Annotated in this window: 24 protein-coding genes and 1 tRNA gene; 12 read left to right on the top strand and 13 right to left on the bottom strand. The window is 65.7% G+C overall.

Annotated features, from left to right (window positions below; genetic code table 11):
- Positions 1-133: 133 nt before the first annotated feature.
- Positions 134-352, bottom strand: coding sequence for a hypothetical protein (locus CAL25_RS12285; protein WP_094800376.1), 219 nt, complete (start codon positions 350-352; stop codon positions 134-136).
- 149 nt (positions 353-501) lie between these two features.
- Here CAL25_RS12285 and CAL25_RS12290 point away from each other — a divergent pair, with 149 nt between their 5' ends.
- A complete protein-coding gene (locus CAL25_RS12290) occupies positions 502-1401 on the top strand; it encodes a recombination-associated protein RdgC (RefSeq protein WP_094800776.1) in 900 nt (299 codons plus the stop codon).
- A 98-nt stretch (positions 1402-1499) separates the two neighbouring features.
- Here CAL25_RS12290 and CAL25_RS12295 read toward each other — a convergent pair whose 3' ends face one another.
- From CAL25_RS12295 to CAL25_RS12310, 4 genes are all read right to left on the bottom strand, one after another.
- Positions 1500-2795, bottom strand: coding sequence for an aspartate carbamoyltransferase (locus tag CAL25_RS12295; protein ID WP_094800378.1), 1296 nt, complete (start codon positions 2793-2795; stop codon positions 1500-1502).
- A gap of 84 nt (positions 2796-2879) precedes the next feature.
- Entirely contained in the window at positions 2880-3302 is a 423-nt protein-coding gene (locus tag CAL25_RS12300) for a hypothetical protein (RefSeq protein ID WP_212590907.1), read from the bottom strand.
- A gap of 10 nt (positions 3303-3312) precedes the next feature.
- Positions 3313-3741, bottom strand: a complete 429-nt coding sequence (locus CAL25_RS12305; protein WP_094800380.1) for a BPTD_2524 family lipoprotein — start codon at positions 3739-3741, stop codon at positions 3313-3315.
- 315 nt (positions 3742-4056) lie between these two features.
- Complete coding sequence (locus CAL25_RS12310) at positions 4057-4188, bottom strand: entericidin A/B family lipoprotein (protein WP_094800382.1); 132 nt, start codon at positions 4186-4188, stop codon at positions 4057-4059.
- Between the two features lie 140 nt (positions 4189-4328).
- Here CAL25_RS12310 and CAL25_RS12315 point away from each other — a divergent pair, with 140 nt between their 5' ends.
- Positions 4329-5087 (top strand): endonuclease, encoded by a 759-nt coding sequence (locus CAL25_RS12315; RefSeq protein WP_094800384.1) that lies wholly within the window; start codon positions 4329-4331, stop codon positions 5085-5087.
- Between the two features lie 112 nt (positions 5088-5199).
- Here the strand turns inward: CAL25_RS12315 and CAL25_RS12320 are convergent, their stop codons facing one another.
- On the bottom strand, positions 5200-5532 hold the full coding sequence (locus CAL25_RS12320) for a hypothetical protein (RefSeq protein WP_094800386.1): 333 nt from the start codon (positions 5530-5532) through the stop codon (positions 5200-5202).
- A 265-nt stretch (positions 5533-5797) separates the two neighbouring features.
- Positions 5798-5874: transfer RNA gene (locus CAL25_RS12325), tRNA-Met, on the bottom strand.
- 530 nt (positions 5875-6404) lie between these two features.
- On the opposite strand from CAL25_RS12325, the gene CAL25_RS12330 reads away from it, so the two are divergent.
- Complete coding sequence (locus CAL25_RS12330) at positions 6405-7841, top strand: PLP-dependent aminotransferase family protein (RefSeq protein ID WP_094800388.1); 1437 nt, start codon at positions 6405-6407, stop codon at positions 7839-7841.
- A 180-nt stretch (positions 7842-8021) separates the two neighbouring features.
- On the opposite strand, the gene CAL25_RS12335 is transcribed toward CAL25_RS12330, so the two are convergent.
- Positions 8022-8267 carry a hypothetical protein gene (locus tag CAL25_RS12335; protein WP_094800390.1) on the bottom strand — a complete coding sequence of 82 codons (246 nt, stop codon included), beginning with the start codon at positions 8265-8267 and terminating at the stop codon, positions 8022-8024.
- Between the two features lie 117 nt (positions 8268-8384).
- On the opposite strand from CAL25_RS12335, the gene CAL25_RS12340 reads away from it, so the two are divergent.
- Both CAL25_RS12340 and CAL25_RS12345 read left to right on the top strand, forming a co-directional pair.
- Positions 8385-8840, top strand: coding sequence for an Lrp/AsnC family transcriptional regulator (locus CAL25_RS12340; RefSeq protein ID WP_094800392.1), 456 nt, complete (start codon positions 8385-8387; stop codon positions 8838-8840).
- Between the two features lie 90 nt (positions 8841-8930).
- Positions 8931-9236, top strand: coding sequence for a hypothetical protein (locus CAL25_RS12345; RefSeq protein WP_094800778.1), 306 nt, complete (start codon positions 8931-8933; stop codon positions 9234-9236).
- 10 nt (positions 9237-9246) lie between these two features.
- On the opposite strand, the gene bla is transcribed toward CAL25_RS12345, so the two are convergent.
- Complete coding sequence (bla, locus tag CAL25_RS12350; protein WP_094800394.1) at positions 9247-10173, bottom strand: class A beta-lactamase; 927 nt, start codon at positions 10171-10173, stop codon at positions 9247-9249.
- A 37-nt stretch (positions 10174-10210) separates the two neighbouring features.
- Positions 10211-11131 carry an aldose epimerase gene (locus tag CAL25_RS12355; RefSeq protein WP_094800396.1) on the bottom strand — a complete coding sequence of 307 codons (921 nt, stop codon included), beginning with the start codon at positions 11129-11131 and terminating at the stop codon, positions 10211-10213.
- Between the two features lie 123 nt (positions 11132-11254).
- On the opposite strand from CAL25_RS12355, the gene CAL25_RS12360 reads away from it, so the two are divergent.
- The 4 genes from CAL25_RS12360 to CAL25_RS12375 all read left to right on the top strand — a co-directional run bounded on the left by CAL25_RS12360 (position 11255) and on the right by CAL25_RS12375 (position 15625).
- Entirely contained in the window at positions 11255-11653 is a 399-nt protein-coding gene (locus CAL25_RS12360) for a DUF1090 domain-containing protein (protein WP_094800398.1), read from the top strand.
- 117 nt (positions 11654-11770) lie between these two features.
- Positions 11771-12508, top strand: coding sequence for a phosphatase PAP2 family protein (locus CAL25_RS12365; RefSeq protein ID WP_094800399.1), 738 nt, complete (start codon positions 11771-11773; stop codon positions 12506-12508).
- A 432-nt stretch (positions 12509-12940) separates the two neighbouring features.
- On the top strand, positions 12941-14293 hold the full coding sequence (locus tag CAL25_RS12370) for an MFS transporter (RefSeq protein ID WP_094800400.1): 1353 nt from the start codon (positions 12941-12943) through the stop codon (positions 14291-14293).
- Between the two features lie 219 nt (positions 14294-14512).
- Entirely contained in the window at positions 14513-15625 is a 1113-nt protein-coding gene (locus tag CAL25_RS12375) for a porin (RefSeq protein WP_094800401.1), read from the top strand.
- 56 nt (positions 15626-15681) lie between these two features.
- Here CAL25_RS12375 and CAL25_RS12380 read toward each other — a convergent pair whose 3' ends face one another.
- Together CAL25_RS12380 and CAL25_RS12385 are read right to left on the bottom strand one after the other, a co-directional pair.
- Entirely contained in the window at positions 15682-16071 is a 390-nt protein-coding gene (locus CAL25_RS12380; RefSeq protein ID WP_094800402.1) for a DUF2809 domain-containing protein, read from the bottom strand.
- Positions 16072-16102: 31 nt separating this feature from the next.
- Positions 16103-17329 (bottom strand): MFS transporter, encoded by a 1227-nt coding sequence (locus tag CAL25_RS12385; RefSeq protein ID WP_094800780.1) that lies wholly within the window; start codon positions 17327-17329, stop codon positions 16103-16105.
- 434 nt (positions 17330-17763) lie between these two features.
- On the opposite strand from CAL25_RS12385, the gene CAL25_RS12390 reads away from it, so the two are divergent.
- Positions 17764-18579: a prohibitin family protein gene (locus tag CAL25_RS12390; RefSeq protein WP_249279067.1), complete on the top strand. Its 816-nt coding sequence runs from the start codon at positions 17764-17766 to the stop codon at positions 18577-18579.
- Positions 18580-18668: 89 nt separating this feature from the next.
- Here the strand turns inward: CAL25_RS12390 and CAL25_RS12395 are convergent, their stop codons facing one another.
- Positions 18669-18953 carry a hypothetical protein gene (locus CAL25_RS12395; RefSeq protein WP_094800404.1) on the bottom strand — a complete coding sequence of 95 codons (285 nt, stop codon included), beginning with the start codon at positions 18951-18953 and terminating at the stop codon, positions 18669-18671.
- Between the two features lie 396 nt (positions 18954-19349).
- Here CAL25_RS12395 and CAL25_RS12400 point away from each other — a divergent pair, with 396 nt between their 5' ends.
- Both CAL25_RS12400 and CAL25_RS12405 read left to right on the top strand, forming a co-directional pair.
- Positions 19350-20708 (top strand): c-type cytochrome, encoded by a 1359-nt coding sequence (locus tag CAL25_RS12400; protein WP_094800405.1) that lies wholly within the window; start codon positions 19350-19352, stop codon positions 20706-20708.
- On the top strand, positions 20701-21645 hold the full coding sequence (locus CAL25_RS12405; RefSeq protein ID WP_094800407.1) for a c-type cytochrome: 945 nt from the start codon (positions 20701-20703) through the stop codon (positions 21643-21645). Before CAL25_RS12400 ends, CAL25_RS12405 begins: the two co-directional genes overlap by 8 nt.
- Positions 21646-21660 lie beyond the last annotated feature (15 nt).

Below are 21660 nucleotides of genomic sequence, written 5' to 3' on the forward strand. Positions count from 1 at the left end.
TTTTATGACGCGGTATCGTGTGCCCCGTATCGGCCCGGCGCTAGCCGGGCCGTCTTTTTTTGTGCGGCCGGTTTCTCTTACCGCCGGGCAAAAAAAAGACCGCCCGCAGGCGGTCTCGATGCGCAGATGGCACTTAGCGGCGCATCCCCACGCCGATCACCAACACCCCCGCCACGATGGCCACGATGCCAGCCCAGCTCGGAATCGGCACGGACTTCTCGGTTTCGGCCGTGGCCTTCACGGATCCGACTTGCAGCACGGTTTCCTCGGAGGTGTAGTTAAAGCCCTTGTACACGAGCGCGGCAGCGCCCAGCACGATCAGAACAGCACCAATTATGGTTGCAGGTTTCATGGCACTCCTCTTTCTGCGGTGAATGATGTCAGGGACATTACCGGAACGCGTACGCCCTTTCAGTGACAGAGCGTGTCGCCGCTGACACCCAAGATACAAACCCCGCGCGCAGGCCCTGTCGTATAGAATCGACCCTTTTGCCCGAAGCCATGTGGTTCAAGAATCTCAAGATCTACCGACTGTCCTCGCCCTGGACACTGACCGGCGAGCAGCTTGAAGAAAGCCTTGCCCGGCACGCCTACCAAAGCGGCAACAACCTGGAAATGCAAAGCCTGGGCTGGATTCCTCCGCGCGAAAACGGGGGGCTGGCCCATGTGGTGAACGGCCAGATCCTGCTGACGCTGCGCGCCGAGAAGAAGCTGCTGCCGAGCACCGTGGTCAACCAGGTCACGAAGGCGCGCGCGCTCGAAATCGAAGAGCAGCAGGGCTACAAGCCCGGCCGCAAGCAGATGAAAGAGCTCAAGGAGCGCGTCACCGACGAACTCCTCCCGCGCGCATTCAGCGTCTATCGCGACACCCGCGTCTGGATCGACACCGTCAATCATTGGCTGGTCATCGATGCCGCGGCCTCGGCCAAGGCGGATGAAGTCATCGGCCTGCTGGTGAAGTCCGTCGACCCGCTGCCGCTCGAGAACCTGTACGTGACGCAGTCGCCTGCCGCCGCCATGACGGGTTGGCTGGCCGAAGACGAAGCGCCCAGCAACTTCTCGATCGACCAGGACACCGAGCTGCGCGCGTCCGGCGAAAGCCGTGCGGCGATCCGCTACGTGAAGCACTCCATCGACGCCGACGACGTCCGCCGTCATATCCAGTCGGGCAAGCAATGCACCCGTCTGGCCATGACCTGGGCCGATCGCGTCTCTTTCGTGCTGACCGAAGCCATGGACGTCAAACGCGTCGCGCCGCTCGACGTGCTCAAGGAAAACGCCGACACGGTCTCGCAGAACGACGATGAGAAGTTCGAGTCCGACATGGTGCTCATGACCGGCGAACTGTCGAAGCTCATGACCGATCTGGTCGAAGCGCTCGGCGGCGAAAAGAAAATCTGACGTCTCTCCACGCAAGCACAAAAAAAGCCGCGCGGTTGCACCGCGCGGCTTTTTTCATTGCGGTGCGCGGATCGAACCGCGCGCCCACGGACGTCCGATCAATCGAGCCCGTGGAAGACGGAGTCGTCCGGGCCGATGTGGGAGGGGTGCTTCCAGGTCACGTCGCGCATCGAATGCTGCACCAGCCCCTCGACGCCCAGCAGCACCGCGAAAATCGCCATGCGGATCGGGATGCCGTTGTCGGTCTGGCGGAATATCGCCAGGCGCGGGTCGTGGTTGAGATCGTTGCTGAGGTCATTGGCGCCCGGGCGGCTGTCGCGCGGCAGCGGGTGCATCACGATGGTATCGGGACCGCAGTAGGCGTCGATGATGGGGCGGCTGACCTGGAAATCGGCGGTATAGCCCTCGGCGCTCTCCTCGTTGGCGAAGCGCTCCTTTTGCACGCGCGTGGCGTAGATTACGTCGGCGCCGGCCAGGCCGTCGGCCAGCGAGCTCTTTTGCTCGATCACGTTGCCGTTGCGGCTCGCCTGCTCGAGGATGTATTGCGGCATTTCCAGGCCGGGAGGCGACACGAGCGTGAACTTCACACCCTTGTAGAGCGCCAGCAGCTTGATGAGCGAATGCACCGTGCGGCCATACTTGAGGTCGCCGACCATCGCGATGTGCGCGCCATCGAGCAGCTTGCCCAGGCGGGAAAACTCGGTGAGGATGGTGTAGAGATCCAGCAGCGCCTGGCTCGGGTGCTCGCCCGGGCCATCGCCACCGTTCACCACCGGGATATTGGTCGCTTGCGCGAACTCGGCCACCGAGCCCTGGTCGGGGTGGCGAATCACCATCGCGTCTACGTAGCCGCTCATCACGCGGCTCGTGTCGTAGATCGACTCGCCCTTGGCCATGGACGAAAACGTGAAGCCGGTCGTGTCGCAAACCGAGCCGCCCAGACGGCAGAACGCCGAGCCGAAACTCACGCGGGTGCGCGTGCTGGCCTCGAAAAACAGATTACCCAGCACCGCCCCCTCCAGGACGCGCGACACCTTCTGGCGTCGTGCGATGGGCTGCATCATGTCGGCCACGCGGAACAGGTCCTCGACCGACTCGCGGGTGAACTGATCCACGGAGAGCAGTTGCGGCTTGCCGTCGACCGCGATGCGCTCACGCAGCGGGCCGGCCTGTGCGCTCTGCGTATACTTTTCGAGAAGGTCGCGGTTTTGAACGATCTCGCCGACAAAGCGCTCCACCACCTCGGGCATGGCCCGGAACTCCTGCGAGCCCTCCGGCAGCAGCCAGGTGTCGAGCGCGCGGCGCTTCACGCCGATACGGGCAGCGAAAACGTCACGAGTGAGGTTCAGGCGGCGCATTGCGTCGCGCAGGAAGGCTTGCTGGGAGACGGACATGAGGGCCTCGGGGAGCTGGATGGGTAATGTACGCAATGCGCATATTAATCGCCCAAAAACGCCAAGTCCAGCGGATTCAAGCCATCAGCCCGTCAGGAAACGCACGTCTGCGTATACCGTGTCCGTTCCGACATCGCCGCCGATTGGAGCACCCGTTGCAAACCAGCAACCCGCCAGAAAGCTCAGCAGGGCCGCGATATAGAACAGCGTCATCAGCGCCAGCGCGGGCCAGAACAGAGCCCCGCGCCGCTGGGCGGCACCGCGCCGCGACACCTGGCGCGCGGCCAGCGCCGCGAGCAGCGACACCAGGCCGCTGCAGACGAAGCCGGCCAGAAAAGCCATGAGTGGAATATCGAGGTCGGGCGGCTCGAACTCGCCCCCGACGATGCCCAGCGAAAAGGCGGCCAGCAAGAGCGCCGCGCCGCCGTTGAGCCACGTGAGCGGGCGAGCGCCCGCCGCGACCAGGGCAAATCCGCGACCACGCTCCTGATCCGGCAACGTCGTCATGGTGCGGCGATCAGCCCAGCTTGCGGCACACCGGGGTGGCCGACTGGATCGACTGGCGTGCCGCGGCGATCTCGTCGCGATCCCAGATCCCCGTGTCGAGGACCGTGACCGTGACGTTGGAACGACCCGGCTGCTCCGACGGCAAGGCCTGGATCAGCTCGAGCAACTTGGCCGGCTCTGTGCTGCGATACACGCGCACTTCGTTCGGATCGCCCTTCTCGCCTTCCGCCGTCTTGGCCACGTAGGCCGCGCCGTAGGGATGCGCACGCTGCTCGTGGCAGACCCGCACGTACTGCACCGCGCGCCGATATGCCGCATTGAAATCGGCCTGGACCTCGAAGGTCTCCTTGACGCCGGGCTCTTCCCGCAGGCCCGTGCCCGCGCACCCCGCCAAGACCGTCAGTGCCACGGCCGCCATCAAACCCGCCTGCTTGCGCATAGTCTCTCCTGCAATCGACGCTCAACGCCGCGATTATGCATCAAAGCTAGAGCGGAACTTGCCCCCACGCTGCGCCTTCGGCTTGCTGCCCCCCGAGGGGGCGCTTTTTCCTTGGGGCGGCCCGGCGGAAAAAGGGCCCCCACGCTGCGCCTTCGGCTTGCTGCCCCCCGAGGGGGCGCTTTTTCCTTGGGGCGGCCCGGCGGAAAAAGGGGGGCCTCCGGCTGCGCCATCGGCGCACGAAAAAGGCCGGTGGCCAGGGAGCGTTTGAATGCCCCCTCGCCACCGGCCTTGCGGTGGACTCACCGCGAGCCTGTGTTAGCGCTGCGCGGCTCCCTGGATCTTTTCGCCACCGCGCTCGATGTCCTTGCCTGCTCCTTGGACGGTATTGCATCCCGCCGTGACAGCGGCAACGGCCAACATCACAACCAGAAAAACTCGGTTCTTCATGAACTATCTCCTTTCAGGGAAGCGGCTAGACAAAGCGGTTAGTACCGGCCACCCGAAACCAGGGGGCCGGATGCAACCAGAATACCGCAGTGCATGGCGACTGGCACACATCCTCGCCAAAAAACATAAAATGCCGCGCCATGAAACGTTTAGCTGTTGCAGTTTTGGCGGGCTTCATTCTGGGGGCTCCCGCCGCCCCCGTCTTCGCGGACCTCGTCACCCGCCCCGATGCGGTCGGTCCACGCGATTTCCGCAACGCGAAGAAGGTGCTGCCGCGCGTGTATCGCGGACTCGAGCAGGACTTCTATTGCGGCTGTCCGTACACGGGCAAGGAGATGGACCTCAAGAGCTGCGGGTACGAACCGCGCAAACAACAGACCCGTGCCGAACGCCTCGAGTGGGAGCATGTGGTGCCGGCCTGGGTGCTGGGACACCAGCGCATGTGCTGGCAAGAGAAGGTCAAAGGCAAATCGGGCGGACGCAAGAACTGCACCGACAACGATCCCGTGTTCGCGCGTGCCGAGGGCGACCTCATCAACCTGGTGCCGTCGGTGGGCGAAGTGAATGGCGATCGCCAGAACTTCCGGTTCTCGATCTGGACCGACAAACCGACGCCGATGTATGGCCAGTGCCAGACGGTGGTCGACTTCAAGGAGCGGAGGGTGCAGCCGCGTAAAGAGGTGCGCGGCCGGATCGCGCGGATCCAGTTTTATATGGCGGCGCGCTATGACCTGAAGCTGTCGCGCGAAGACCAGCGGATTTTCTGCGCCTGGGCACGCGCCTACCCAGTCGACGCCTGGGAGCGCCAGCGCGACGAACGCATCGTCAAGCTGCAGGGCAACGGCAATCCCTTCGTGAGCGACGCGGGCGCGATCACCAAGGTCTGCGGGCAAACCTGATCATTTTTTGACCGGCGGTCGCAAGTGCCGGAGACTTCAGGACTTTTTTGCCCTATCCGCAAGTTGTTGCGGCAGTTTTCCACAGCAGATGTGGGCAACTGCCGCAGTGACCTCAGGCAGGCGCCATCGCGCGCATCGGGCCACTCCAGGGGACCGCATCGAGCTGCAGACGCGTCTCCTGGAATTCGTTGCCGGTCAGCAGGTGATCACGCACCGCCTGCCCCATCGCACGCCGGCAAAGGGTTTCCGCGTCGTCCGGCATCGACTGGAACACGCTGTCCGGAATGCGCAGCCGCAACTGGGCTTCGGCCTGACCGTGCTCGTCGACACGGCCGATGTGTACATGCGCGGGATAGCCATGCGGGCACCAGATACCCACGAGAAACTGCCCGTCGGTGCCGGTATCCGCTACAAAGCCCGGGTGATCGTATTTTGCTGTGCCCACGTCTGACTCCTCTCGGCTGAGCGATATTCGGGTTTTGCTTCAACGCCGATGGTAGCTTAAGGATGTCGCGGCGCAAATCAGGAAAATCTGCCGGCTTGCGATGCCGCAAGTGACGTATCACGCGCTCGCACGTACTTCTCGCGCGAGATCGGTGCCGGAACGGCCATGGAAGGTCGACCGTGGAAGGTCGACCATGGAAATCGGCCACGCAACGAAAACAGAAATGAAAAAAGCCCGGTTCGGAAACCGGGCTTCATTCAAGAACTGGTTGCGGGGGCAGGATTTGAACCTACGACCTTCGGGTTATGAGCCCGACGAGCTGCCAGACTGCTCCACCCCGCGTCTGATGAATAGAATCATAACCCATTTTCCAAAAGCCTGCACGCCGGCCCGCCACACGCGCTGCAGAACTGGTTGCGCGCGCAAATAAACCACCCGCGCATCGCGCTGGGCGCGCACGACCACCGGCCCCGAGAATTCGATCGTGCGGCACTCGCCTTCGCGCAGGCGCTCGGACGGCAAAGGCCAGGCCGCTGTGTATTCGCCCTGCTCCGCGCAGGTCTGCACCAGCTCGATCTCGCCGGCGAGACAGACCACATTGGAACCGTGGCGCAGCACGCGGCGTTCGCTGGCGCCGGCGGGCAGAAAAATGGTCGTGGTACGAAGCGACGCGGCGGTGGAATCTGGGGACGTCATGATGCGGTTTCCGATGTGGATGGCGTACCGTCAGATTACGGAGCCCCCGCGAACCGCAACAGACACACCCGACTGCTATCTGTTGCGCAACACCGCCGCCTGCAGAGCTCTGTTATGGTTGTGTTTTGGGATATCTGTGTCTGTCGGCGCACTCGAGACGCCGGCATGATCGCCACATGGATACGCAGCCTCTCTATCAGCGCCTGGCCGACTACTACCGGCGCGCCATCCAATCCGGCGCGCTGGCGCCGGCGCAACGCATGCCGTCGGTGCGCACCATGGTGCGCACGCATCACGTCAGCCTGACCACGGCGCTGCAGGTGTGCCGCCGGCTCGAAGACGACGGTCTGGTCGAGGCGCGGCCGCGTTCGGGGTATTTCGTCAGGCCGCCTGCCGGCCCTCGGCTCGCGCCGGTGCCGGATCCGGATATCCGCCGGCCCATCGATGTGGCGAACTACGTGGGCATCCACGACCGGGTGGCGAATTTCATCACCCGATCGGAGAGCCAGGACTGCAAAACCAACTTCGCCCTGGCCGCCGCCCCGCCCTCGTCGTATCCGCACGCGGCCCTGCGTCAGGCCATGACCCGGGCATTGCGCATGAATTCCGCCGTGCTGGCGGGCCGCGCGCCCGCGCACGGCCATCCGCAATTCCGGACGGTGCTGGCGCGCCGCGCGCTCGACTGCGGCATCAGCGCCAATGCCGACGACCTGCTCGTCACCCATGGCTGCATCGAGGCGCTCAATCTGGCGCTGCGCGCCGTCGCGCGCCCCGGCGATACGATCGCCGTGGAATCGCCTACCTACTTTGGTCTGCTGCAGATCATCGAAAGCCTGGGGCTGCGTGCCCTCGAAATCCCGACGAGTCCGCAGCGCGGCATATCGATCGAAGCCCTCGAGCTGGCCTTACGCACCCAGCCTGGCATCCGGGCCGTGGTGGTGGTGCCCAACCTGCAGAATCCGTTGGGGTGCATCATGTCCGACGAAGACAAGCAGCGGCTGCTGCAGCTCTGCACCTCGCAGCAGATCGCCCTGATCGAAGACGACACGTACGGCGCGCTGGGCGACGACGGCCCGAGCCTGGCGATCAAGCACTGGGATCGCAAAGGCGACGTGATCTACTGCGCCTCGCTGCACAAGACGCTCGCACCCGCGATGCGCCTGGGCTGGACCATGGGCGGGCGCTGGCACGAGCGCATGGCCATGTTCAAGTTTGCGCAGAGTCGTCCCAACGAGCCGCTCGCACAGATCGCGGTGGCCGAATACATGAGCACGAAGGCCTACGATCGCCATCTGGCGCGCCTGCGCCAGCAGCTCCGCCAGCAGCGGGCGCACGTGGCCGAGGCCGTGGCGCGGCACTTCCCCGCCGGCACGCGGCTGGCGCCGCCCGCCGGCGGCATGCTGCTCTGGCTCGAGCTCCCCGAGGGCACGCCCGGCATGACCGTCTTCGAGCGCGCGCTGGAAGCGGGCATCCGCGTGGCGCCCGGCGCGATGTTCAGCAACTCGTCGCGCTACGACCACTTTCTGAGATTGAGTTGCACCGAACCGGCGGTCCCGGAGACCGAGGCGGCGATCCGCGCGCTCGGCGAGATCGTCGCCGCGTGCGCCCCTTGACAGCACGCGCATCGGCTGATCACGGCTTGCGCAGCACCGGGGAAAACCCTCATCCAGATCAAATTAAAGCAAGCCCTTGATGCAAAGGCTTTTTTACCGGACCCCGGGGCAAATATCCCAAGGCTTACCCACAGGTTCTGTGGATAACTTCGGGCGGGTGCCCGGTAAGGTAAGGACAGCCTACTTCAGCGCGGCCTGGACGGCGTCGCGCACCGTTTCGAACCCGGCCACGTATTGCGGATTTTCGGAGCGCGCCAACAGGCTGGAGTAATTCTGCTCGAGCTGGGCCTCGATGGCCTCGCGCAGCCCGGGCGACGACTTCACGAGATGCAGGGTGGCGGCCAGCGTGGCGCTCAGCGCGTCGATGCGGCCGCCCTGATGCGAGACGGTGTGCACGATGACGGCGATCTGTTCTTGAATATCCATGGTCAACCTCGTAGTTCGGGTACGGCTTCAATCATACGGCGCGCATCCTAGCATGGCGTTGACGGGCCCTCGTGCCCCGGGCTACCGTGCGCCAGACCTCCCGTTCGCACCCCGACCATGCCCGCACCTCTCGATGAGATCGACCGCCGCCTGCTGAGTCTGCTGCAGGCCAACGCCCGTGAAGCCACCGCCATCCTGGCCCGCAAACTGGGCCTGGCGCGCAGTACGGTGGTGGCGCGCATTGCGCGTCTGGAACGCGATGGCGTGGTGGCTGGATACGGCGTGCGTCTGGGTCGACGGCTCGAAGAAGCCGCGGTGCGCGCCTACTGTTTCATCAGCGTGCTGCCCAAAACCCCGGCCGCCGTGATCCGCGAACTCGAACGGCTGCCGGAGGTGGAAGAGGTCTCGTCCGTGAGCGGCCCCTACGATTATCTGGTGTTCCTGCGCTGCGAGACCCACGAGCAACTCGACGACCTGCTCGATCACATCGGCCTGCTCGATGGCGTGAAGCAGACGCAGACGTCCATCGTGCTGAGCCGCAAGCTCGATCGGCGCAATGCGTTCGGCGGCTGAACCACCAGCCCGACTTGTGCAGCCTGCCTGATTTGCTTTGTAATGGCGTTCTGGATCATCCGGTGCCTCGCGCCGCCCAACGGAATCGTCATGCTCTCACGCTTTGCCCTGCTCCTGCCCCTTGCCCTGCTGACCGCGTGCGGCAGCATGAAGCCTGTCCAGCAGGTCGACAAAGAACGCTACAGCGTTTCGTACAACGCCGGCTTCAAGGCCATGACGTGGGTCGAGATCAAGAACGTGGCCCGCCAGGAAGCCGAAAATCACTGCGCCAGCCTGGGCCGCCAATATGCACGGCCCGAGATCACGTCGAACCGCGCCACGGGCCTGATGCCCAAGGAAGCGACGATCACGTTCAGCTGCGACGCCCCCAAGACCAAGCCCGCCCGGGAAGGTTGAGGCAAACAGCTCAGCCGGCGCGCAGGCGCGTCTGAACGACGGCGTGCACGACGATCCGCGCCGTCTCGGCCAAGAGCGCGTTTTGCGCATCGCGCGACGCGGGTGAATTCGTGAGATAGGCGGTCACGAGAATCGGCGCGCCGCGCGGCGGCCAGATCACCGCCACATCGTTGTTGGTGCCGTGCTCGCCCGCGCCCGTTTTATTGCCCACGATCCAATCCGCGGGCAGCCCCGCGCGCAGCCGCGTATAGCCGGTACGACAACCCCGCAGCCAGGCGGTCAGCTGATCGCGCTGCGGCGCCTCGAGGCCACCCTCGAGCAGCACGCGGCGCAGCAGCCGCAACATGGCCTGAGGTGTCGTCGTGTCGCGGGGATCTCCGGGTTGGGCTTCGTTCAGGGCGGGCTCGATGCGATCGAGCCGGGTCTGGTCATCGCCCTGACTGCGCGCGTACGCCGTGATACCCGGCGGGCCTCCCAGCGTCGACAACATCAGATTGGCGGCGGTGTTATCGCTCCACACCACCGCCGCCTCGCACAAGGCGCCCAGCGTCATGCCCTGCGCCACTTGCGGCTTGGTCACCGGAGAGTACGGGACGAGGTCCGTCGCGCCATAGCGGATGTGGCGATCCAGCGAGTCCTGGCCACGCCCCACGCGCGCCAGCACCGCGGCGGCGGCCACCCATTTGAACGTACTGCACATCGGAAAGCGCTCGTCGGAGCGATGGGCCAGTGCCCAGCCGCTGCCGGTGTCGAGCACGCTGACGCCGAGGCGTCCGCCATCACGCGCCTCCAGGCGGGCCAGCAAACGCTGCGGATCGGTGTCGGTGTCGAGGGCGCTGTCGCGCGCGCCGGCGCGCACGAGCCCGGGCAGCGCGCTGCCCGTCAGCGCGGCACCGGCCAGCAAGGCCAGCCGGGCGCTGAAAGTGCGGCGATTCATGAGCTTGTCCTTCGCGGGCCACGGTGCCCGCCATGCATCAGGAGGGTGTCCGCTGACCTGCGGAAGGCAGCAGGACAAAATGCATGGTACTGCTAAAGCGCGCGCCGGGCGCGAGCACGCGCATGCCGGTATCGGGGACGCCTGCCGCGGCGAGGTTGAACGCATCCGCCACATTGGTGACGGGCTCGACGCACAGAAAGCGGGCCTTGGGCGCGGAGTACACCACCAGATGCTCGAAGGCGGGGTCCGCCTCGAGCGAGAGGCGATGCCCCTCCGGCCATTCCAGCAGCGCACGCCCGCCCCACTGCGACAGATACGTGTCGCAGCCTTCGGCGGAGCGCGCGATCATGTCGACGCGCGTGGTCACTCCGGACTGCGGCAGCCCTTGCGTGTCGGCGGGCCAATAGCGGCGCGCCTGCATGCGCACGCGCTCGGCCGTGAAATACGGATGCACACCGCAACCGAACGGCATATCGCGCTCGCTCGTGTTGGTGAGCGTCAGCGTGAGCGCCAGACCCCGCTCGCTCAACACGTAGCGTTGCACGCATTCGAACGACCAGGGCCAATCCTGCACGCCCGCAGGTTGCACCAGCACCAGATCCAATGAGTCTGCCTGCGCATTGCGCACCGCCCAGTCGGCATACACGCCCGAGCCATGGATCGCCTGAGGCCGTCCGGGCAGCGAACTGAGTTGGTACGAGGCGCCGGCGAACACGAAGCGGCCGTCACGGATGCGGTTGGAGTACGGCGCGAGAGGATAGGAGCCGGCCCGCGGCCACCGCGTGGCCGGCCATTCGGTCTCGGTGATCGGCACGATCCAGTCATGGTCGCCGGTGCGCAATGCGGTGAGGCGGCCTCCGGCGCGGGGCGCGAACTCGGCGGTGTGCGCGCCATGAGAGAGGGTCACGCGTTCGCGCGCATCGAGCACAGGCAAGGCGGCATGAGAGGCATCGGACATCAGGACTCCAGCGGATGGCCACGGCCACGGCGGCCGCCCTTGCCGATTGTGCACGTGGCAACGCTTGGCGGCAACACGAGCGGGGGCTATGCTTTAAAGCTCCATTGCCCCAGGATGCGTCTCATGAACCCTTTGTTGCGCCGGATCACACTCGCCTCGTTCGTGCTGGGCAGCGCCCTCGCCTCCAGCACCGCGCTCGCGCAAGAGAGCCCGCTGCGAGGTTGCGCCGCCAAGAAGCAATCCATCGAACGCGAACTCACGCATGCCCGTGAGCATGGCAACAGCAACCGGGTGCGCGGCCTCGAGAAGGCGCTGGCCGCGGCGCAAGACTGCGACGATGCGAGCCTGCAGCGCGAACGCCAGGAGAAGGTGCGCGATGCCGAGAAAAAGGTAAAAGAACGCGAAGAAGAACTCGCCGAGGAAAAGGCGGAAGGCAAACGCAAAGACATCCAGAAGGCCGAGCGCAAACTCAAAGAGGCCCAGGACGAACTCGCCGCAGCCCGCGCCGACGTCCATCGCTGAAGCGGCGAGCCGCTGCTCATCCAACGCGTGCAATCCCGGGATCGCGCGCGCCGGGATTTGACGAATTTTCGATCCGTGCCCGACTAGCATGGCGTACCTCATCCACCCGGTTACGCCATGTCCGTCACGCCACTGCCCGTTTCCGTGCCGGTTCGCCGGTCCTGGATCACGTCCTATCGCCGTGGTCACGTGGTGCTGGTTCCGCTCCTGCTTGCGCTGCTCGCCTGTTGGGTCCAGCAGAGCGGACTGGATGCGTACGTGGCGCATCGGTTGTACGACGCGGACCAGGCCCGCTTCGCGTTGCAGCAGGCGCCCGTCCTGGATGCCATCGGGCATCAGGCGCTACGCGCGATCCCTGCGCTACTCGCCGCCGCCGCACTGTTTTTGTTGGCGGCGGGATTCGTCCGGCCGGCGTTGAAACGCTGGCGGGGCCTGGCACTCGCCCTGCTGGCGGCGATGGCGCTCTCGCCACTGTGCGTGGCCATGCTGAAGCAACTCACCGCCCTGCCCCGCCCTTACGCGCTGAGCGAATTCGGCGGCACCCTCGCGTGGCCTGCGCAGTTCTGGGCCGGCGCCGGGCAGCCGGCGGGGCATGCACTGCCCAGCCATCATGCCGCGTCGGGCTTCGCCGTGGGCTTGCTGTACTTCTTCGGTTGGGCCGCCGGGAAGCCGCGCCTTCGCTGGGGAGGCCTGATCGCGGGAGTGCTGCTGGGCAGCCTGTTCGCCGCGCTGCGTATCGGGCAGGGCGCGCACTTCCTGAGTCAGACGTGCTGGTCTGCTGTTGTCGTATGGACCGTGGGCGCGCTCTGCTTCTGGCCGCTGCTCCGACGCGATGGGCGCACGACCAACGCCTGACACGAGCGATCCGCGATCGGCGGTGCACGAGCAGCCGAAACCGTAACGATGCGGCGGGCCGTGAATAGAGAGCCCCGAAATGCGAAAGCCCCGAAGGTATCGGGGCTTTGTGCTCTGCGGATCGCGCGTCGACCAGCGTTTGCTGTTGCGGACCTGCGCCGTGATGAGAGCCCGGCATTGCGCCTGAAGCCCCCGCAGTCATGGCCGCCCGCATCGGTTGCGAGTGCACTGAGCATGACTCGATGCTGCGCTCGGCGCCGAGTGCTGTCAAGCGCGTTTACAGATTGAGCGATAGCTTTCAGCCGCGCGTGGGCAGGGTCGTCATTGATTGACAGTTATATAGTTCAAACCTAAATTATCCGGGCGATCGAACCGGCATGGTTGAGCGACGCCGGTGACGATGAGCCTTCATAACATCACATCGGGAACGTCATGCAACAAGCAGCATCCACCGCGCCCTGGACCACGCCCGCGCGCACCACTCATATCGTGCTTCTCATCTGCGGCCTGGCCATTCTTTTCGAAGGCTACGACGTGGGCGTCATGGGCGCCGTTCTGCCGGCGCTGATCGAAGACAAAAACTGGAACCTCGGATCCCTGCAGGCCGGCGTCCTCAGCAGCTATGCGCTGGCGGGGATGTTCGTCGGTTCGTTCGCGGTCGGCATGGCGAGCGACCTGCTTGGCCGCCGCCGCATGCTGCTGGGCTGCGTCACGCTGTTCTCGCTGACCATGATCGGCGCGGCATGGGCGCCCACGCCGAATTGGTTCGCTGCCTTCCGTTTCATCGGCGGACTCGGGCTGGGCGGGGTGATCCCGGTCGCGGCCGCGCTGACCATCGAGTTTTCGCCCCCGGCGCGCCGCGGCTTCAATTACGGGATCATGTATTCCGGCTACTCGCTGGGCATCCTGTGCTCGGCCGCCGTGGCGATGGCGCTGCTGCCGCAGATCGGCTGGCGCGGGGTGATTGCGGTCGGCGCCCTGCCCTTGCTCGCGGTGCCGTTCATGGCGCGCTACCTGCCCGAGTCGATCGAGTACCTGCTCGCCAAAGGGCGCGTGGACGAAGCGCGCGCTCAGGCACATCGTCTCGGCATCACTTCGCTGGAAGCCTTCGCGCCGCGCGAGCGCGTCGCGTCGACGGCGACATGGCAGGACATCATGCGCGCCATCTTCGCCACCCGTCACCTGCGCGCGACCCTGTGTTTCTGGGGCGCGCTGTTTCTGGGCATGATGCTGGTCTATGGCCTGAACACCTGGCTGCCGCAGATCATGCGCAAGAATGGCTACGACCTGGGCTCGAGCCTCTCGTTCCTGCTGGTGTTCAGCCTCGCCTCGGCGATAGGCGGGATCATCCTGGGCCAGATCGCCGACAAGACGGAGCCGCGCCGCATCGTCGCGCTTTTCTATCTGCTCGGCGGCGCCGGCATCTTCTGCCTCACCTTCAACAGCGGACTGACGGTGAACTACATGCTGGTCGCGCTGGCCGGCGTGGGCAGCATTTCGTCGTCGTTGATCCTGACCGGCTACCTCACCAACTACTACCCCGCGCACGCCCGCAGTGCCGCGACCGGCTGGGCGCTCAGCTTCGCCCGCGTGGGCGCCATGAGCGGGCCCGTGTTGGGCGGCTATCTTGCGAGCCTGCAGTTGCCGATCGCCTGGAACTTCTACACGTTCGCGGGCGCAGCGGTACTGGCCGGGGTGTTCGTGCTGCTGATTCCCAACCGCTACGCGCACGACGCCGCGCCCGTTGCCGCTCAGCCCGCAAGCCCGCACGCCGCGACGCGCTGAAAAAGGCCGGCAGCGCGATTCATGCAACAAAATACGACGGCATTTCGCTGCCATCGGTTGCGTATACACAACAATTTCGGGCATTTATCGGGCAATTACCCTGCCCAAGGGTGGGCCATTGTTGCTGCGTCTGTTGCAATAGGGCCTGCCCGCCGTCGAACTCAGGCACCTCGGACGGCGAGCACGTTGTTCACTATTAAAGATTACGGAGAATCACATATGACCAAGACGCTGCTTGTTGCCGCCCTGATGGCAGGTTTCGTGGGTGTTGCTAACGCAGAATCGTCAGTCACTCTTTATGGTGTCATCGACACCGGTATTGGCTACAACAAAATCAAGGGCGCAGGCTACGACGCCAGCCGCACCGGCATGATCAACGGCATCCAGGACGGATCGCGTTGGGGCGTGCGCGGTCGCGATGAACTCGGCGACGGCCTGCGTGCTGAATTCGTGATGGAAAGCGGCTTCGACTCGAGCGACGGTTCGCGTGCCCAAGGCGGCCGCCTGTTCGGTCGTCAGGCCACCATCGGTCTGGCCAACGACGCCTGGGGCGTCCTGGAGTTCGGCCGTCAGACGAACCTCTCGTCGAAGTGGATCGCCGACATCGACCCGTTCTACACCAGCTACACCCAAGCCAATATCGGCGTCGGCTTCTCCTCGGCCAACACCGTGCGCTGGGACAACATGGTCATGTACCGCACGCCCGTCGTGAATGGCTTCCAGGTTGGCGTGGGCTATTCGTTCAACGTGGACGGCAACAACGGCGACGAATCGGGCTTCGCCACGCCCGACAACACGCGCGGCATCACCGCCGGCGTGCGCTACATGCAGGGTCCGCTGAACGTGACCGCCACGTACGAACAGCTCAACGGCAGCAACCGCAGCTCGCAAGCCGATGCCGACAGCGCCACGCCGCGTCAGTACTCGCTGGGCGCGACGTACGACTTCGAAGTGGTCAAGCTGGCGGCCGCCTACGCCCGCACGACCGACGGCTGGTTCGGTGGCCAGGACCTGCCCGCCGGCACGCCGCTGTCCGACCTGTTCGGCAACAACCGCTTCGTGGACGGCTTCAAGGCCAACGCCTACATGGTCGGCGCGACCGCCCCGATCGGTGGCGCGAGCAGCCTGTTCGCATCGTGGCAGCTCGTCGATCCGTCGAACGACCGTCTGACGGGCGACGACGAGAAGATGAACGTCTGGAGCGTGGGTTACACCTACGACCTGTCCAAGCGCACCAACGTGTACACCTACGCGTCGTACGCCAAGGACTACGCCTTCATCGACGGCGTGAAGAGCACCGCTGTCGGCGCCGGTGTGCGCCACCGCTTCTAAAGCGAGACAGTCGGAGAGAAACGGGGCGGCGCGCCGCCCCGCTCGAAAACGGCACCTCAGGGTGCCGTTTTTGTTGCCCGCTGCCGAGGCAGCTCGATGGCCAGCACCGCGATCCAGCCGAGGGCATAGGCAAGCATGTCCCACCAGTCGGCCGTGCTGCCCAGCACGATGCGCAGCACCGGATTGGGAATGCGCCATCCGAGCTCGCCGGCCAGATATTGCCCGAGCTCGACGAACGCGCCCATCCCGAAGGCGAGACCCGCCAGCGTGAGCACATGCGCACGCAGAAATGTCTTGAGCACGAAGTACACCCAGATCACGGCGAGAGTGTCGCCCAGGAAAGTGCGTATCCACCCCAGGCCGGCGCCCAGCGTGGCGAGCAGTATCAACAGCACCAACAGAACGGCCGCAACGGCCAGGGATCGGATATCGAAGCGCAGCGTCATGCGCCTGATCGTAACCCGGCGCACGAGCGGTTCACGGTGCGCGTGGCAAGGTGTCCAACTTGCGGACCGGCGACCGCCAGAGAATCGCCCACTGCAAGGCGAAGCCGACCACACAGAGAAAGAGCGCCGCCGCCACGCCCGCCTGCGCGGCCACCAGCGCACCCAGTGCCGCGCCCAGGGGCCTGGCGCCATAGGTGGCCGTGAGAATCACGGAAGACACGCGCCCAAGCATGTCCGGCGGCGTGACGCCCTGACGCAGCGACGTGGTGGCGATGGTCCATACGATCGGCCCCGCGCCAAACAGCACGAAGGCCGGCGCCACCAGCCACAACGTCGGCCAGGCCACGCTGCCCGCCATCAGCAGCGCCGCCACCAGCGCACTCGCCGGCCCGCAGGCCACCAGACCGCCGAAGGTCCAGCGGCGCGCCAGCGCCGGCGCCGCCCACGCCCCGGCCACCATGCCCACGCCGTACAGCCCCAGCGTGAGACCGATCTGCGCGGCCGAGAGCGCCAGCCGCGATGCCGCGTACGCCACGTAAATGCCCTGCAGCACGAACCAGGCGATGTTGAAGACCACCGCCGTGAGCATGACGGGCCGCAGATAGGGATGGCCCAGCACGAACCCGATGCCCTCGCGCAATTGCCGCAGCGGTCGCGCATGCGACGGCCGGCGCGGCGCCTCGGGGGCCAACTGCCGCAGTTGCCAGGCGGCAAACAAAGACATCAGGCATGCGAGGCCGAGCGCCACGGCAGGACCGGCACGCTGAAAAGCCACCCCGGCCACCAGCGGCCCGAAGGCCAGCGCCAGGCTGCGCATGAGCTCGAGCTGCCGGTTGGCCTGCGTGAGTTGCGCATGGCCCACCAGCGCAGGCACCAGCGCCGGCGCCGCCACGCTATAGGCCACCGTGCCGCAGGCCCCCAACGCACCGAGCAGGCCCAACCCCACGAGCGAGAGACTGTCCTGTGTCCACAAGAGCGCCAGCAGCAGCAGCGTGGACGCGCGCAGCAGCTCAGCGGCGCACATCAAGCGCGAACGCGATGCGCGGTTCGCGAGGACGCCCAGTGGCAGCGCGAGCAACAGAAAGGGCAAGGTCTGGCCCGCTTGCAACCATGCCGTCCGAGACCCGTCGGCACCCCACGCCAGCACGGCGATCAAGGGCGCGATGGCGAGCGCAAGCTGCTCGGCTCCCTGCGCGGCGAAGCAGGAGCGCACCAGGCGGCGCACGTCGGGCGGCAATGGCGTGTCGGATCGGGTCATCATGGCGCGCAGCGTAGCGAGCCGCGGCCCGGCACGCCTCCCGAATCTTGCGCGAGCAATCGGCCCGCGCACGACAGGCGGCGTGCCCGCCCGCCTGCCCGCGCGGCGCGCCGGCAGCAACAGGCATAGCATCAACATTCAGTTTCATGTAGCCACATTCAGCGTCACAACCGTTGCCCGCGCAACCACCCTTGGCCCTACTATTGCGCCCGGCACGAATCACGGGAGGGAACCCCATGCGCACCGCATTGATATTCATTGGCGCGGCGGTCGTCGCCTTTTTCCTCGTCAAGGGCATCAAAGCCTATTTCGCCGAACGCAACGGCAAAGGGAGATAACAAGCAATGGCAAGCAAAGAACTGATCAAGAGTGGCGCGGTGCAGGGGTCCGTGAAGTGGGCGGTGCTCGGCGTCGTCGTGTTCCTGGTCGTCCTGATGCTGGTGTTCGGTTCGTGGTTCCAGGTGGACCAAGGCGAACGTGGCGTGGTGCTGCGCAACGGCAAGATCGTGAGCGTGGCGGATCCCGGCCTGGGCTTCAAGGTGCCGGCGATCGATACGGTGCACTCGATCTCGGTGCGCGACCACACGATCTCTTTCGGCGGCCGCGGCTCTGCGCCGCTCGAGGCCTACAGCTACGACCAGCAGCCTGCCAGCCTGCGTGTCTCCATCACCTACCAGGTGCCGCCCGAGAAGGTGGCCGACCTGTACTCCGAGTACCAGACCCTCGGCAATCTCGAACAGCGCGTGATCGAGCGCCGTACCTACGACGTCATCAAGAACGTGTTCGGCAAGTACACGGCGGCCAGCGCGATTCAGCAACGCGAGAAGATGGGCATGGACGCAAACGCCGCCATGCGCGCGGCGCTGCAGGACGTGCCGGTCACCGTGGTGAGCGTGCAGATCGAAGAGGTCGGCTTCTCGAAGGCTTATGAGGACAGCATCGAAAAGCGCATGCTCGCCCAGGTGCAGATCGAGACGACGCGTCAGCAGAAGCAGACCGCCGAAATCCAGGCCGAGATCCAGGTCGTGCAGGCAGAGGCCGCCGCCAAGGCGCGTATCGCGGCCTTCAAGGCCGAAGCCGACGGCATCAAGCTGCGCGGCGACGCCGAAGCGGCCGCCATCGAAGCCAAGGCCCGCGCGCTGGCCACCAACACGAACCTCGTCAACCTGAACGCGGTCGAGAAGTGGGACGGCAAGCTGCCCGAAACGCAGGTGCCGGGCTCCGCCCTGCCCTTCATCGGCATCAAGTAAACGCCTGGGCTCCGCGCTCAGACAATAACGGCGGCCCTGGGCCGCCGTTATTTTTGGCCGCGCGTCGGCGGCAAGATTTTCGGCAGGCATCACTTGAAGCCTTGCCAGGCGGACCCGGCCGTCAGGATGGCCGTCACCAATCCGATGATGCAGGCCAGCGGTTTCGCCAGGCGCCCCAGCCCCTGCAGCACGCGAATGCAGCCTGCCCACGCTTGGTAAGTCTCGACGATATCCTGGGTGTCGCGACCGAGCTGCTCGGTCAGTTTGGTGTTGCGCGTCGTCATGCGCGCATTGGCCGCCATGTCGCGTTCCATCCGGGCCACGCGCGCGTTCAGACTTTCGAGGGCGGCTTCGATATTCGGCTCTTGTGCCACGATGTACTCCTCTGCTGGCGAGGCCAGCGTAAAGAATCAGGCTGTCATACCGCTTCCGCGATGCCGGGATCACGATCGACAGACGAAAAAAAAGTCCGCGAGATGGCGGACTCTGGTGTTGGAGCGGTGTCGCGGGCAGCGCCACGGATCGCGCTGACGGTGGACGCAATGCCCCGGACAAATTGTCGCACTGTCCGTCCCGCCGAAGCGGCCAGGATGTCCTGCTAGCGCGACACGCGCCCTGCGTTTGCGGGGGATCAATCGAACGCGTTTTATATCGGCCGCGCGAGCGCTTTTGCGAGGAGACGAACACTAAGCTTGCGCCCATAAGCTGGATACACCGAGGCGCGACATCTGCCGGGCACGGACCAGCGACTCAGCCGTAGGGGTTGCTGCATGGGAAAGAAACTGCTGTCGGCCGCGGCCGGCATCGCGCTGGTTGCCGCCGGCGCCATCGGAGGCGCGCACTGGGTGGGAGAGAGCCGGCGAACGGCGCAAGCCGCCGAGCCCGACGTGAAGGATCCGGGTCGCATCGCGCGCGGAGAATACGTCGCACGTACCGCCGATTGCGTTGCCTGTCATACCGCCCCCGGCGGCCGCCCGTTTGCCGGCGGGCGCGCGATGGAGACGCCGGTGGGCGCCATCTACACCACCAACATCACACCGGATCCCGAGACCGGTATCGGCCGCTATAGCTATGCCGCGTTCCGCGATGCGGTTCAACATGGCGTGCGCATGGATGGCGCGCCGCTCTATCCCGCGATGCCCTATCCGTCGTACGCCATCATGCCCGACGCGGACATGCAGGCGCTGTACGCCTACTTCCGCAGCGGCGTCGAGCCTGTCGTGCAGCGCAACGCGCCATCGACCATCCCCTGGCCGCTGAACATGCGCTGGCCGATGGCCTGGTGGCAGCTGCTGTTCGCACCGGACCGTGAGTTCGTACCGCCCGAGGGCGCGGACGCCCGCATCACGCGCGGCGCATTTCTGGTCGAGGGCCCGGCGCACTGCGGTTCGTGCCATACGCCACGCGGCCTCGCGTATCAGGAGAAGGCCATGTCGCTGGCCGATGGCGATGCGTTCCTGTCGGGCGCCGTCATCGATGGCTGGCGCGCGAAAAGCCTGCGCGGCGAGGCCCAAGGCCTGCAAGCCTGGAGCCAGGCAGAGATCGTCGACTTTCTGAAAACCGGCCGCACGGACAAGGTCGCCGCGTTTGGCGCGATGGCGGACGTGGTGGAGCACAGCACGCGCTACTTCACGGACGACGATTTGCAGGCGGTCGCGGCGTATCTCAAGCACCTGCCGCCGGTGGCCGGTCGTCTCAAGCAATTTTCCGACAAAGCGGACACGACGACCGCCGATCTGCAGGCGGGCCGACTCACGACGCGCGGCGCCGTGCTTTATATGGAGTACTGCGCCGCGTGTCACCGTGCCGATGGCCAGGGCGTGCCGCGGACGTTCCCGGCACTGGCAGGCAACTCGGCCGTCTTTGCCGAGTATCCGCAGTCGCTGATTCAGATCACGCTGGAGGGCGGCACCATGCCCGCCAACGATCACGACGCGATGGCATTTGCGATGCCAGCCTTCCGCATGCTGAGCGACGAAGACATCGCCAGCCTCGTCAGCTTTATCCGTGGTGCATGGACCAATCAGGCGCCGCCGATCGCCGCGCGGGACGTCGCGGCCACCCGCGCCTTTCTCGCGGCAAAGGCGCCGCACATCGTTCCCCAGGTGCAAGGAGACAAGAATGAATGAGCGTATGCGTGCGAGCGTGACGGCTGCCCTGCTGAGTGTGATGCTGGCGCCCGCGGCAAGTCTGGCCGGATCCGGGGCGCGTGCCCCCGCGCAGGAAGCGGCCGAGCCCGCCGCACGCGCCCCCGGCGAGATCATTCGCTATGAAGTTCGCGACAAGGACGGCAAACGCCTGCCCGACTACGTCATTCCCGACGACACCGCGATCGACCGCGAGCCCAACGCCGCGCAGATCCGGCTCGGTCAGCGCCTGCTCAACGATACCCGCCGCCTGCTGCCGGCCAATACCGGCGCGAGCATGAACTGCAATAGCTGTCATATTCAGCAAGGCAAGAAGCCGCTGGGTGCGCCCTACATCAATACCTTCAACACGTTTCCTCAATACAACCCGCGGGCCGACCGCATCGTGACGCTGGAGGATCGCATCAACGGCTGTTTCCAACGCTCGATGAACGGCAAGCCGTTGGCCCGCGACGGCGCCGACATGGCCGCGATGGTGGCCTACATGAAATGGCTGGCTCAGGATGTGCCTCACGGCGCGAAGGTGCAGATCCAGAACGCCTATCCGATCGACACGCGCCTCGTGCCCGATGCCACGCGCGGCGCGGCGCTGTATGCGAAGCACTGCGCCGCCTGTCATGGCGAGAATGGGGCCGGTAAAAAAGATGCCGCCGGCCAGGTGACGTTTCCGCCCTTGTGGGGCGACGAGTCGTTCAACATCGGCGCGGGGCTGGCGCGCACCTACAAGGCGGCCGCCTTCATTCGCAACAACATGCCCATGGGCGTGAACATGACCGGGCACTGGGGCGAAGGCGGCGTGCTGTCCGACCAGGACGCGGTGGACGTCGCCGAGTTCTTCACCCATATGCCCCGCCCGGACTTCGCGGGCAAGGCCAATGACTGGCCCAAGGGCAACAAGCCGAAGGATGCGCGCTACTGATCGCCGAGGACACCG

The sequence above is a fragment of the Bordetella genomosp. 5 genome, assembly GCF_002261315.1.
Taxonomy (GTDB): Bacteria; Pseudomonadota; Gammaproteobacteria; order Burkholderiales; family Burkholderiaceae_B; genus Bordetella.

Coding starts and splice junctions, on each gene's coding strand:
- CAL25_RS12285 (WP_094800376.1), bottom strand. CDS start 352: ATGAAACCTGCAACCATAATTGGTGCTGTTCTGATCGTGCTGGGCGCT.
- CAL25_RS12290 (WP_094800776.1), top strand. CDS start 502: ATGTGGTTCAAGAATCTCAAGATCTACCGACTGTCCTCGCCCTGGACA.
- CAL25_RS12295 (WP_094800378.1), bottom strand. CDS start 2,795: ATGTCCGTCTCCCAGCAAGCCTTCCTGCGCGACGCAATGCGCCGCCTG.
- CAL25_RS12300 (WP_212590907.1), bottom strand. CDS start 3,302: ATGACGACGTTGCCGGATCAGGAGCGTGGTCGCGGATTTGCCCTGGTC.
- CAL25_RS12305 (WP_094800380.1), bottom strand. CDS start 3,741: ATGCGCAAGCAGGCGGGTTTGATGGCGGCCGTGGCACTGACGGTCTTG.
- CAL25_RS12310 (WP_094800382.1), bottom strand. CDS start 4,188: ATGAAGAACCGAGTTTTTCTGGTTGTGATGTTGGCCGTTGCCGCTGTC.
- CAL25_RS12315 (WP_094800384.1), top strand. CDS start 4,329: ATGAAACGTTTAGCTGTTGCAGTTTTGGCGGGCTTCATTCTGGGGGCT.
- CAL25_RS12330 (WP_094800388.1), top strand. CDS start 6,405: ATGGATACGCAGCCTCTCTATCAGCGCCTGGCCGACTACTACCGGCGC.
- CAL25_RS12335 (WP_094800390.1), bottom strand. CDS start 8,267: ATGGATATTCAAGAACAGATCGCCGTCATCGTGCACACCGTCTCGCAT.
- CAL25_RS12340 (WP_094800392.1), top strand. CDS start 8,385: ATGCCCGCACCTCTCGATGAGATCGACCGCCGCCTGCTGAGTCTGCTG.
- CAL25_RS12345 (WP_094800778.1), top strand. CDS start 8,931: ATGCTCTCACGCTTTGCCCTGCTCCTGCCCCTTGCCCTGCTGACCGCG.
- bla (WP_094800394.1), bottom strand. CDS start 10,173: ATGAATCGCCGCACTTTCAGCGCCCGGCTGGCCTTGCTGGCCGGTGCC.
- CAL25_RS12355 (WP_094800396.1), bottom strand. CDS start 11,131: ATGTCCGATGCCTCTCATGCCGCCTTGCCTGTGCTCGATGCGCGCGAA.
- CAL25_RS12360 (WP_094800398.1), top strand. CDS start 11,255: ATGAACCCTTTGTTGCGCCGGATCACACTCGCCTCGTTCGTGCTGGGC.
- CAL25_RS12365 (WP_094800399.1), top strand. CDS start 11,771: ATGTCCGTCACGCCACTGCCCGTTTCCGTGCCGGTTCGCCGGTCCTGG.
- CAL25_RS12370 (WP_094800400.1), top strand. CDS start 12,941: ATGCAACAAGCAGCATCCACCGCGCCCTGGACCACGCCCGCGCGCACC.
- CAL25_RS12375 (WP_094800401.1), top strand. CDS start 14,513: ATGACCAAGACGCTGCTTGTTGCCGCCCTGATGGCAGGTTTCGTGGGT.
- CAL25_RS12380 (WP_094800402.1), bottom strand. CDS start 16,071: ATGACGCTGCGCTTCGATATCCGATCCCTGGCCGTTGCGGCCGTTCTG.
- CAL25_RS12385 (WP_094800780.1), bottom strand. CDS start 17,329: ATGACCCGATCCGACACGCCATTGCCGCCCGACGTGCGCCGCCTGGTG.
- CAL25_RS12390 (WP_249279067.1), top strand. CDS start 17,764: ATGCTGGTGTTCGGTTCGTGGTTCCAGGTGGACCAAGGCGAACGTGGC.
- CAL25_RS12400 (WP_094800405.1), top strand. CDS start 19,350: ATGGGAAAGAAACTGCTGTCGGCCGCGGCCGGCATCGCGCTGGTTGCC.
- CAL25_RS12405 (WP_094800407.1), top strand. CDS start 20,701: ATGAATGAGCGTATGCGTGCGAGCGTGACGGCTGCCCTGCTGAGTGTG.